Here is a 12,107-nt window from a genome sequence, read left to right on the forward strand (position 1 = left end):
TGGCCGAAGCGGGCGTTGGCACTCTCCGGCCACCTGATTCCCTTGAGTCGCCGTCGACCCGGCACTCACTCTGATGGCTGGCTTCCGCTCACCGGGCGGAAGCGTTTCCGCGTTCAGGGGAGGACGTCCACCCATGCGAAGACTCCACGCCCTGTGGGCTGTGGCCTCAGTGGCCGGACTGCTCGCGGGGGCCATCGCGCCCGCGACAGCCGCTGCCGGTTCCACGGTCTCCACCCACCTCACGGGCCCGAGCACCGCCCCACCGCAGACCGTCACCCTCATCACCGGCGACACCGTGACCCTCACCGCCGGACCGGACGGCAGGAACGCCGTCGGCGTCCGGCGCGGCAAGGGCCGCGAGGCCGCCACTTTCCTGTCCAGCGAGAAGAACGGCGAGATCAGCGTCCTGCCGGCGGACGCCATCCCGCTCGTGAAGGCGGGCCGCCTCGACCCGGCCCTGTTCAACGTCACCCGACTGGTCAAGCAGGGGTACACGGACGCGAGGACCGGCTCCACCCCGGTCATCGCGACGTACAGCAGGGGCACCGAGACCCCCGAGGGCACGCGCCGGACGCTGGCGCTGCCCGGGATCGACGGCGCCGCGCTCAGCGCGCGGAAGTCCACGGCCTTCTGGTCGGACATCGCCCCGGCACTCGGCACCGAGCCCACCGCGAAGGCCGCGAGGCGGCTCGGTGACGGCATCGACAAGATCTGGCTGGACGCCAAGGTGAAGGCGTCCCTGGACGTGAGTGTGCCGCAGATCGGCGCGCCCGACGTGTGGAAGGCGGGCTACGACGGCACGGGCGTCGAGGTCGCGGTCCTGGACACGGGCGTGGACACCGGGCACCCGGACCTGGCCGGGAAGATCGCCGGCTCGGAGAGTTTCGTACCGGACGAGACGGTGCAGGACGGCTTCGGCCACGGCACCCATGTGGCGTCCACGATCGTCGGCTCGGGCGCGGCCTCGGGCGGCCGGTACAAGGGAGTGGCGCCGGGCGCGCGGCTGCTGGTCGGCAAGGTGCTGGACGACACGGGCAGCGGCCAGGCCTCCTGGATCATCGCGGGGATGGAGTGGGCGGCGCGGTCCGGCGCGAAGATCGTGTCGATGTCGTTGGGCGGTACGGCGTACGGTCCCTCGGACGTGCTCAGTGAGACCGTCGACCAACTGTCGGCGTCCACCGGCACGTTGTTCGTGATCGCGGCCGGCAACGCGGGCCCGGGCGAGCAGACCGTGGGCACCCCGGGCATCGCCGACTCGGCGCTGACGGTGGGCGCGGTCGACAAGTCGGACAAGCTGGCCTCGTTCTCCAGCCGGGGTCCGCGCCCCGGCGACTACGCGGTCAAGCCGGAGATCACCGCGCCGGGCGTGAACATCACCGCGGCCCGCGCCGCCGGCACCACCATGGGCACGCCGGTGGACGACAACTACACGACGGCGAGTGGCACTTCGATGGCCACCCCGCATGTCGCGGGCGCGGCGGCGCTGGTCGCGCAGGCGCATCCGGACTGGACCGGCGAGCAGATCAAAGAGGCGCTGGCCAGTACGGCGAAGACGAACGCCGACGACTCCGTGTTCGAGCAGGGCGACGGCCGGGTCGACGCCGTACGGGCGGTCGAGCAGGACGTCTTCGCGACCTCGACGCTGAGCTTCGGCAGGTTCGAGGACGGCGACAGCGGTGTCGTCGGCAAGGACATCACGTACACCAACACCACTGACAGTCCGGTGGAGTTGAGGATCTCGTCGTCGCTCCCGAGCCTCGCTCCGAGCGCGGACGCCCTGACGGTGCCCGCGCGGAGCACCGCCGGCGTCTCCGTCGGCGTCGACCCGGCGCAGGTGACCGAGGGCCGGTACACGGGCCATGTCACGGCGACCGCCGACGGTGGCGTCCGGGTCACCACGGGCGTCGGCTTCGAGAAGGCGCCGAAGACGTACGACCTCAAGGTCTCGATCGTGGACCGCGAGGGCAACCCGTCGACCGGGGCGTCGCTCTACACGCTCCAGGAGCTGAACGGCGCCTATCCCGACGGCTACGGCTTCCTCGGCACCGGCTGGACCTGGCAGGTGCCGGCCGGCACCTACTCCATCGCGACCTGGATCCCGGACCGGGACGCGGGCGGCCTGGCCGTGGGTACGTCGGTCGTCGGCAACCCCGAGATCAAGGTCGACGGCGACACCGCGGTCGTCCTCGACGCCCGCAAGGCGGTGGAGATCAGACCGAGGACGAAGGAGGACTCCGAGTTCCGCGGCTTCAGCACCAGTTGGCACCGGGCGGGGCCGGGCAGCGCCTGGGGGCTCACCTACAGCCAGGGCTTCTGGACCGATCACGTCTACGTGGCGCCGACCCGGCGGGTCACCGTGGGCACCCTGGACTTCTACGCCAAGTTCCGGCTGTACGCGAAGGAGTTGACGGCGGACGTCACCGGCCCGGAGAAGACCTCACTGTCGTCGCTCTACTACTCCCAGACGTACAACGACTTCCCGTTGAAGATCAGCGGTGACCACACGGTCCAGGCGGTGGACGCGGGCGGCGGTACCGCGGCCGACTTCGCGGGGCTCGACGTCAGGGGCAAGGTGGCGGTGGTCGGGCTCGGCGCCACCGAGCGGGCGCAGACCGCTCTGGACAACGCGACCGAGGCCGGGGCGGGTTACCTCATCACCTACCGCAAGACACCCGGTTTCTGGATCGAGGCCGTGGACCGGGCGACCACCGTCCCGCTGATGATCGCCACCGGCGAGCAGGGCGCCGGGCTGGCCGCCCTGCTGAGGACCGGCAGGAAGGTCACGCTGAAGCTGAGCGGCACACCGGTCAGTCCGTACGTCTACAACCTGCTCGCCGCACAGAGCGGCGCGATCACCGCGAACCAGACCTACCGCCTCGACAGGTCCAACACGGTGAAGCGAAAGGCCCGTTACTACGGTGCCACGGCCGGCGAGATGGGTGCGGACACCCTGTACACCTTCCGGCCCTGGCAGCTCTTCGGCGTCGAGAACAGCGTGTACACGCGACTGGGCACGGAACGCGACGAGTACTACTACGTCGACCCGGACACCCGTACCTGGCATGTCGTCTATCCCGACTGGAAGGCGTACAAGGGCGAGTGGAGCCCGTTGCACACCTTCACCAAGGCGGCCACCGAGCCCACCGAGAACTGGCTGCGCCAGGTCGTCCGGCCGGGCAGCAGCGAGGAGTACGGCCTCTCCGTGCGCGACGGCGACAGACTCACCTTCTCCGTACCGGAGTTGAGCGACTCCACACCGGGCCACTACGGATACGTGGACGGCGTCGACGCCACCGCGCAGGGCAGGCTCTACGCGGACGGGCAGTTCGTCGGCGACTCGACGCGCGGCGGGTACGGCGTCTTCGACGTCCCGGCGGCCAGGTCCTCGTACCGCTTCGATCTGGACGTGCGGCGCAAGGCGGCCTGGGCGAAGTACTCCACGAGCACGCACACCGAGTGGACCTTCGCCTCGGCGCACACCGACACCGCGACGGCCCTGCCGCTGCTCACCGTCGGCATCGCCCCGAAGGGCCTCGACCTCCTCAACCGGGCCGACGGCAAGCGGGAGTTGACGGTCGGACTGCCGGTCGCGAACCAGTCGGGGAGTGTCCGGGCGAGCAGTCTGAAGGCCTGGGTCTCCTACGACGACGGCACGTCCTGGAAAGAGGTGAGTGTCAAGAAGGGCGAGGCACGGTTCAGGCCCGCGAAGGGCGCCGGGTCGGTGTCGCTGCGCGTGCGGGCCGCCGACCGCGACGGCAACGGGATCGACCAGACCGTACTGCGGGCGTTCGGCCTGAAGTGAGCCTGGAATGACCTGAAGTGAGCGGATGGGCCGAGCCACTGTAAGGATTCTTAACAAAGAACGCCTACCGTGGCGAGGCATGGTGAACACCGCACAGGATTCTGCAGGACAGACCCCTGCCGCGAGCCCTTGGGCCGCGGTGGGGGTCGCCGACTTCGAGGAGCTGGTGTACCGGTCGATTCTCCATCAGCCCGACGCCGGCGCGGTCGGCTGGGCGCTGCTGAGCGGGGCGACCCCGGCCGAGCTGCGCGAGGCCTGCAACCGGCTGCTCACGCTGGGACTGCTCCAACCGCCGGACTCCATGGGCGGGTTACGGGCGGTCGACCCGCGGGTGGCGATCCGTGCGCTGATCCGGCGGCGCGAGACGGAGTCCGAACTGGTCGCCGCCACCGCCGAGGAGATGGCCACCGCGTACGAGGCGGGGCTGCTGCGCGAGGAGCCGTCCCGGCTGATCGAGGTCGCCTCCGGCGAGGGCGCCATCGCGGCCCGCCTGGAGGAGATGTACGCCCGCGCGGAGCACGAGGTGTGCCTTTTCGACACCCCGCCGTACCTCGCCCCGCCCGCCCCGCAGGTCGACCTCCAGGCCGATCTGCTCCAGCGCGGGGTCGTATCGCGCGGCATCTACGCGGCGACCGCCCTGGAGGATCCGAACGCCCTGTCACGCGCCTGGAGCATGGTCGAACTCGGCGAGCAGGCCCGGGTGTTGCCGTCGGTGCCGCTCAAACTGCTGGTGGTCGACGGACGTCGGGCCCTGCTCCCGCTGACCTCGTCAGCGGCGGGCGGCTACTGCGCCGTCGTCGTATGGCACTCGGCGGTGACCGAGGCCCTGCAGAAGCTCTTCGAGCTGGCGTGGCAGCAGGCGACTCCGCTCGGCCGGCCCGCGGGGAACGGCGAACTCTCCGAGGACGAGGAGACGTTGACGCGGCTGCTGGCGGCCGGGCTGAAGGACGAAGCGGTCGCCCGCCATCTGGGGGTCAGTCTGCGCACGCTGCGGCGGCGGGTGAGCGACCTCCAGGAACGGCTGGGAGCGGCGAGCCGTTTCCAGCTCGGGCTGCGGGCGGCGCAGCGGGGCTGGCTGTAGCACGACGACGGAGGGCCGCACCCCCGTCACCGGGGATGCGGCCCTCAACTGCCGTACCGGAGCCGCTAGTTGCGGATCAGGTTGCGCAGGACGTACTGGAGGATGCCGCCGTTGCGGTAGTAGTCGGCCTCGCCGGGGGTGTCGATGCGGACGACCGCGTCGAACTCCACGCCGGTGTCGGTGGTGACCTTGACCGTGCTCGGGGTGGTGCCGTCGTTCAGCTCGGTGATGCCGGCGACGGAGAAGGACTCCTCGCCGGTCAGGCCGAGGGACTCGGCGGTCTGGCCCGCCGGGTACTGGAGCGGGATGACGCCCATGCCGATGAGGTTCGAGCGGTGGATGCGCTCGTAGGACTCGGCGATGACGGCCTTGACGCCGAGGAGCGCGGTGCCCTTGGCGGCCCAGTCGCGGGACGAGCCGGAGCCGTACTCCTTGCCGGCCAGGATGACCAGCGGGATGCCCTGCTCGATGTAGTTGCGCGAGGCGTCGTAGATGAACGAGACGGGGGCCCCTCCTTCACCTTCGGCGGACCGCGTGAAGTCACGCGTGAAGCCGCCCTCGGTGCCCGGCGCGACCTGGTTGCGCAGGCGGATGTTGGCGAAGGTGCCGCGGATCATGACCTCGTGGTTGCCACGGCGCGAGCCGTAGGAGTTGAAGTCACGCCGCTCGATGCCGTGCTCGGTGAGGTACTTGCCGGCCGGGGTGTCGGCCTTGATGGCGCCGGCCGGGGAGATGTGGTCGGTGGTGACCGAGTCGCCGAGCTTGGCGAGGACGCGGGCGCCGTCGATGTCCGAGACCGGGGTGGTCTCCATCGTCATGCCCTCGAAGTACGGGGGCTTGCGGACGTAGGTCGACTGCGCGTCCCACTCGAAGGTGTTGCCCTCCGGGATGGGCAGCGCCTGCCACTGGGCGTCGCCCGCGAAGACGTCGGCGTAGGACTTGTTGAACATGTCCTCGCCGATGGAGTTCGCCACGACGTCGTTGACCTCGGCCTCGGTCGGCCAGATGTCTTCGAGGTAGACGGGCTTGCCGTCCTGGTCGACGCCGAGCGCGTCCTTGGTGATGTCCACCTTCATGGAGCCCGCGAGGGCGTACGCGACGACCAGCGGCGGGGACGCCAGGTAGTTCATCTTGACGTCGGGGTTGATCCGGCCCTCGAAGTTGCGGTTGCCGGAGAGCACCGAAGTCACGGCCAGGTCATGGTCGTTGACGGCCTTGGAGACCTCCTCCGGCAGCGGGCCGGAGTTGCCGATGCAGGTGGTGCAGCCGTAGCCGACGAGGTTGAAGCCGACCTTGTCGAGGTAGGGGGTGAGCCCCGCCTTGTCGAAGTAGTCGGTGACGACCTTGGAGCCCGGGGCGAGGGTGGTCTTGACCCACGGCTTGCGGGTCAGGCCCTTCTCCACGGCCTTCTTCGCGACGAGCGCGGCGGCGACCATGACGTACGGGTTCGAGGTGTTGGTGCACGAGGTGATGGCCGCGACCGTCACCGCGCCGTGGTCCAGCTCGTAGGTCGAGCCGTCGGGGGCGGTGACCGTGACCGGGTTCGACGGGACGCCGTTGCTGGCGGCCGGGGAGTCGGAGGCCGGGAAGGACTCCTTGCCCGCCTCGTCGTCGTCGGCGACGTAGTTGCGTACGTCGCTCTTGAACTGCTCGGAGGCGTTCGCGAGGACGATGCGGTCCTGCGGGCGCTTCGGGCCGGCGATCGAGGGGACGACCGTGGCGAGGTCGAGCTCCAGCTTCTCGGAGAAGTCGGGCTCGGCGGCCGGGTCGAGCCAGAGGCCCTGCTCCTTGGCGTACGCCTCGACGAGCGCGACCTGCTGCTCGTCGCGGCCGGTCAGGCGCAGGTACTTCAGGGTCTCGTCGTCGATCGGGAAGATCGCGGCGGTGGAACCGAACTCCGGCGACATGTTGCCGATGGTGGCGCGGTTCGCGAGGGAGGTGGCGGCGACGCCCTCGCCGTAGAACTCGACGAACTTGCCGACCACGCCGTGCTTGCGGAGCATCTCGGTGATCGTGAGCACGAGGTCCGTGGCGGTGGTGCCCGGGGTGAGCTCGCCGGTGAGCTTGAAGCCGACGACGCGCGGGATGAGCATCGAGACCGGCTGGCCGAGCATCGCGGCCTCGGCCTCGATGCCGCCGACGCCCCAGCCCAGCACACCGAGGCCGTTGACCATCGTGGTGTGCGAGTCGGTGCCGACCAGGGTGTCCGGGTACGCCTGGCCGCCTCGGACCATGACCGTGCGGGCCAGGTGCTCGATGTTGACCTGGTGGACGATGCCGGTGCCCGGCGGGACGACCTTGAACTCGTCGAACGCGGTCTGGCCCCAGCGCAGGAACTGGTAGCGCTCGCGGTTGCGGCCGTACTCCAGCTCGACGTTCTGCGCGAACGCCTCGTGGGTGCCGAACTTGTCCGCGATGACGGAGTGGTCGATGACCAGCTCGGCCGGCGCCAGGGGGTTGATCTTCGCCGGGTCGCCGCCCAGCTCCTTCACGGCCTCACGCATGGTCGCGAGGTCCACGACGCAGGGCACGCCGGTGAAGTCCTGCATGATCACACGGGCCGGCGTGAACTGGATCTCCTGCGACGGCTGGGCCTGCGAGTCCCAGGTGCCGAGGGCGCGGATGTGGTCGGCGGTGATGTTCGCGCCGTCCTCGGTGCGGAGCAGATTCTCCAGCAGGACCTTAAGGCTGTAGGGGAGCCGGGCCGAGCCCTCCACCTTGTCCAGGCGGAAGATCTCGTACGACTCGTCGCCCACCTGCAGCGTGCTGCGGGCGTCGAAGCTGTTCGCCGACACGACAGTCTCCTTCATTGATGTGCGCGTTCCCACCGCATCCTGCCGCTACGACGTCTTGGCCGATCTGCTAAGGTAAGGCTAAGTTAGGTAAGCCTTACTGCTGGGATCGGCGGAGTGTGCGGCTGCGGTGCACCTCGGCAGATATCTCGATGTCGAGATAACTCTAGTACATGGGGGCGGGCTGGTCATGCCCGGACCCGTCGGCGGGGTCCGCCGGCGCCGCGAAAACCGCTGGAACCGAGGCGCCGCGGGCCCGTACCGTCCCCGGAGTGACCTATCTGAGCCCCCTCGGCTACCTGCTGGGACTTGAGGGTGCCGCCCTGCTGCGCGGCTTCAGGGAAGGAAGCGCCGACCGGGCTTTCGTCGAGGACCGGATCGCCGAGATCCGCAGGCTGCTGGACACCCCGGACCTCGCCGACACCGAAGGCGTCACCGCGGAGCCCGGCACGATCAGCACGGCCGACGTCTATCAGGGCTGGGCACCGCACTACGACTCCCCCGGCAACACGATGATCGACGTCGAGCAGCCCGCCGTCCGGCGCATCCTGGACGGACTGCCGGTCGGCGCCGCGCTGGACGCGGCCTGCGGCACCGGCCGGCACACGGCCTATCTGCACCGGCTCGGTCATCGGGTGACCGGCTGCGACGCCTCACCGGAGATGCTCGCGCGGGCACGCGAGCGGCTGCCGGACGTCGATCTCCGCGAAGCGGATCTGCACCAACTGCCGCTTCCCGACGGTGCGGTCGACATCGTCGTCTGCGCGCTCGCGCTGACCCACGTCCCCGATCTGGCGGCCGTGCTGGCCGAGTTCGCGCGCGTGCTGCGCCCCGGCGGGCACCTCGTGATCTCGGACGCGCACTTCCTCGTGCCCTACCTCAGCCCCACCCTCCCCCGCCGCGCCGGCCCGGACGGCCGCCCGACCCTGCTCACCGAACACCACCGCCCGCTCAGCGCGTACCTCTCGGCCGCCCTCCCCCTCGGATTCCAGGTCCGGCACTGCGAGGAACCCCGCCGCCCGCGCCGCTCCCCCGATCCCGGCGCCGCGCCGGACCCGCTGCCCACCCATATGTCCTGGGATCTCCTGCACCGGTGTCCCGAAGCGTCCGCCGCCGCCCTGGACGAATCACCGGTCGCCGTGGTCTGGCACTTCCAACTCCAGGACAGCGGGGCGGAGTGAGCCACGACCCGCCGCCATATCCGCGCGACTTCGGGGTACCCGGTGCGGGACGAAAGGGGGCGGGTATGCCGCTCACGTTCCGCAAGAGCTTCCGGATCCTTCCTTGGCTTCGGCTGAACATCAACAAGGGGTCCCTGTCGTTCACGACAGGGGGCAAGCGCGGCCCGCGCTACACGCGCAGCACCTCGGGGCGCCGTACGACATCGATGAACCTGCCCGGGCCCTTCGGGTGGCGCAAGACGCGCACCAAGAAGGACGACTGACGGCGACCGACAGACCGCTGACCGGTCGTCACCCGAATGGACCCCTCAAGAGGCGCCATCTCATATCTGAGATAACCTCGGCCTCATGGCAGACGACTACCTCGTACGTATCGGCAAGCTCATCCGTGACGCCAGGCAACATAGGGGCTGGACACAGACGCAGCTCGCCGAGGCGCTCGGCACCAGCCAGAGCGCCGTCAACCGCATCGAGCGCGGCAACCAAAACATCAGCCTTGAGATGATCGCTCGAATCGGTGAAGCGCTGGACAGCGAGATCGTCTCTCTGGGCTACGCCGGTCCGATGCATCTGCGGGTGGTCGGCGGCCGTCGGCTGTCCGGTGCGATCGATGTGAAGACCAGCAAGAACGCGTGCGTGGCACTGCTGTGCGCCTCGCTCCTCAACAAGGGGCGCACAGTGCTGCGCCGGGTCGCGCGGATCGAGGAGGTGTACCGCCTTCTGGAGGTACTCGGCTCGATCGGCGTCCGCACCCGCTGGATCAACGACGGCGTCGACCTGGAGATCGTGCCGCCGGCCGAGCTGGAGATGGCGTCGATCGACGCGGAGGCGGCCCGCCGCACGCGCTCGATCATCATGTTCCTCGGCCCCCTGCTGCACCGCATGGACAGCTTCAAGCTGCCGTACGCGGGCGGTTGCGACCTCGGTACGCGCACGATCGAGCCGCACATGATCGCGCTGCGCCGCTTCGGCCTCGACATCGCCGCGACCGAGGGCCTCTACCACGCGCGGGTCGACCGGTCCGTCTCCCCCGACCGCCCGATCGTGCTGACCGAGCGCGGCGACACCGTCACCGAGAACGCGCTGCTGGCCGCCGCCCGCCACGACGGCGCCACGGTCATCCGCAACGCGTCCTCCAACTACATGGTCCAGGACCTCTGTTTCTTCCTGGAGGCGCTCGGCGTACGGGTCGAGGGCATCGGCACCACCACGCTCACCGTGCACGGCGTGCCGACCATCGACGTCGACGTGGACTACTCCCCCTCCGAGGACCCGGTCGAGGCGATGAGCCTGCTGGCCGCCGCCGTCGTCACCGAGTCGGAGCTGACGGTCCGCCGGGTGCCCATCGAGTTCCTGGAGATCGAGCTCGCGGTCCTGGAGGAGATGGGCCTCGACCACGACCGCACCCCCGAGTACGTCGCGGACAACGGCCGTACGCGCCTGGTGGACCTGACGGTCCGGCCCTCCAAGCTGGAGGCGCCGATCGACAAGATCCACCCGATGCCGTTCCCCGGCCTGAACATCGACAACGTGCCGTTCTTCGCCGCGATCGCGGCGGTCGCGCAGGGGCAGACCCTCATCCACGACTGGGTCTACGACAACCGCGCGATCTATCTGACCGACCTCAACCGCCTCGGCGGGCGCCTCCAACTCCTCGACCCGCACCGGGTGCTGGTCGAGGGTCCGACCCGCTGGCGGGCCGCCGAGATGATGTGCCCGCCGGCGCTGCGGCCCGCGGTCGTCGTCCTGCTCGCGATGATGGCGGCCGAGGGCACGTCCGTGCTGCGGAACGTGTATGTCATCAACCGCGGTTACGAGGATCTGGCGGAGCGGCTCAACTCGATCGGGGCGCAGATCGAGATCTTCCGGGACATCTAGCTCCGCTCCGGTACGGGGCATCCGGGCGGGACTTGGATGTCCAGGGTGTCCGGGGTGCCGCCGTGCCGTCACGGGTGCGGCGGCACCGCCGTGTTCAGCGGGTGCTCCACTTCTGGTTGTCCTGGCCGTTGCAGTCCCAGAGTTGGAGCCGGGTGCCGCCGGCGGTCTTCTGGTCCTTGACGTCCACGCACTTGTTGGACTGCGGATTGACCAGGTCGTTGCTGGAGTTGAGGCGGAACTGCTGGGCCGGGTTGCCGCTGCACACCGCGATCTGGATCACCGCGCCGTTCGCCGACGAGCCCCAGGCGACGTCCATGCACAGGCCCATCGAGCGGATCGTGCCGTCCGAACGGAAGTCCCACTTCTGCCAGTTCTTGCCGGTGCAGCTGTTGATCTGCAGCGGCGAACCGTCGGCGCCCTTGTGACCCACCATCTCGATGCACTTGTTGGAGGCGTGGCCGTAGATGGTGGTGCCGGGGGCGACGGTCACCGTCTTGGTGGCCGTGGCCTTGGTCGTGGTGGACTTCTTCTTCGAACTCCCGCCGGAGGACGCCTTCTTGGGAGCCTGGGCGGAACTGCCCGCGATCACTCCGGCACCGGAACCGGCACCGGCGGCCGCCGCTCCCGCGCCGTTCTTCACCGTGTTGTTCTTGCCGCCGGCCGTGTGCGAGGGGGTCGGCTTCGGCGAGGTCGGGTCCGGGCTGGCCGAACCGTAGGCACCGGCACCGCTGTCCGTCGTCGCCCCGTTCAACACCGTGCCGGCGTCGGCCACTTGGTCCGAAGGCTTCGAGTCCGAACTCGACTTCCCGAGCATTCCCGACACCAGGAACGGCACGCCGACCAGCAGCGCGCCGGCTATCGCGGCTCCGGCGAGGAGGCCACGGGAGGGGCGGCCGAAGGCGGGGGCCGCGGCGGCGGTGCCCTCGCCGGATTCGGAGCCGGACCCCGATCCGGACTCGGCCGTCGCCGCGCCGGCCAGGGCGTCGGCGCCCGGGTCGGGGTCGGCGTGGGTGTCAGGGGCTGCTTCGGGAGCCGCTTCCGAGGTGGCGCCTTCGTCAGCGCCTTCATCGGTACCTGCGTCAGTGCCTACGTCGGTGCCTACGACGGCTTCAGGGGTGGAGAGTTGGGCCGCCGCGGTGGGCTGCGAGGGGGGCGCGAGGGCCGCTTCCGCCTCCGCCGCGGTCTCCGGGGCGGTCTCCGGGGCGCCGGTGCGGGCCGCCGCCGTCTCCCCGCTGGTCGGCGGGAGTGCCGCTTCGGTCTCGGGGGCGCCGCCCGCGGTGGTGTCCGGGGCCGCGGCGGGCTCCGTCCCGCCCGTCGCTGCCTGGTGGTGCGGGCTGTTCTTGCCGGACATGCTGTTCCTTCCAGAAAGGTGA

At 70.1% G+C, this 12,107-nt stretch carries 7 protein-coding genes; 5 read left to right on the forward strand and 2 right to left on the reverse strand.

What is annotated here, in order from left to right:
* Positions 1-133: 133 nt before the first annotated feature.
* A complete protein-coding gene (locus OG714_RS14215) occupies positions 134-3,802 on the forward strand; it encodes a S8 family serine peptidase (RefSeq protein ID WP_406121070.1) in 3,669 nt (1,222 codons plus the stop codon).
* A 79-nt stretch (positions 3,803-3,881) separates the two neighbouring features.
* Positions 3,882-4,883 carry a response regulator transcription factor gene (locus OG714_RS14220; RefSeq protein ID WP_406121072.1) on the forward strand — a complete coding sequence of 334 codons (1,002 nt, stop codon included), beginning with the start codon at positions 3,882-3,884 and terminating at the stop codon, positions 4,881-4,883.
* Between the two features lie 65 nt (positions 4,884-4,948).
* Here the strand turns inward: OG714_RS14220 and acnA are convergent, their stop codons facing one another.
* Complete coding sequence (gene acnA / locus OG714_RS14225) at positions 4,949-7,678, reverse strand: aconitate hydratase AcnA (protein ID WP_406121074.1); 2,730 nt, start codon at positions 7,676-7,678, stop codon at positions 4,949-4,951.
* A gap of 269 nt (positions 7,679-7,947) precedes the next feature.
* On the opposite strand from acnA, the gene OG714_RS14230 reads away from it, so the two are divergent.
* From OG714_RS14230 to OG714_RS14240, 3 genes are all read left to right on the forward strand, one after another.
* Positions 7,948-8,856 (forward strand): class I SAM-dependent methyltransferase, encoded by a 909-nt coding sequence (locus tag OG714_RS14230; protein WP_406121076.1) that lies wholly within the window; start codon positions 7,948-7,950, stop codon positions 8,854-8,856.
* Positions 8,857-8,921: 65 nt separating this feature from the next.
* Positions 8,922-9,119 carry a DUF4236 domain-containing protein gene (locus OG714_RS14235; protein WP_266773474.1) on the forward strand — a complete coding sequence of 66 codons (198 nt, stop codon included), beginning with the start codon at positions 8,922-8,924 and terminating at the stop codon, positions 9,117-9,119.
* A gap of 85 nt (positions 9,120-9,204) precedes the next feature.
* Positions 9,205-10,734: a helix-turn-helix domain-containing protein gene (locus tag OG714_RS14240; RefSeq protein ID WP_406121079.1), complete on the forward strand. Its 1,530-nt coding sequence runs from the start codon at positions 9,205-9,207 to the stop codon at positions 10,732-10,734.
* A 94-nt stretch (positions 10,735-10,828) separates the two neighbouring features.
* On the opposite strand, the gene OG714_RS14245 is transcribed toward OG714_RS14240, so the two are convergent.
* On the reverse strand, positions 10,829-12,085 hold the full coding sequence (locus OG714_RS14245; protein WP_406121081.1) for a ricin-type beta-trefoil lectin domain protein: 1,257 nt from the start codon (positions 12,083-12,085) through the stop codon (positions 10,829-10,831).
* Positions 12,086-12,107: the final 22 nt, after the last annotated feature.

It is taken from the genome of Streptomyces sp. NBC_00989, assembly GCF_045162655.1.
Taxonomy (GTDB): Bacteria; Actinomycetota; Actinomycetes; order Streptomycetales; family Streptomycetaceae; genus Streptomyces.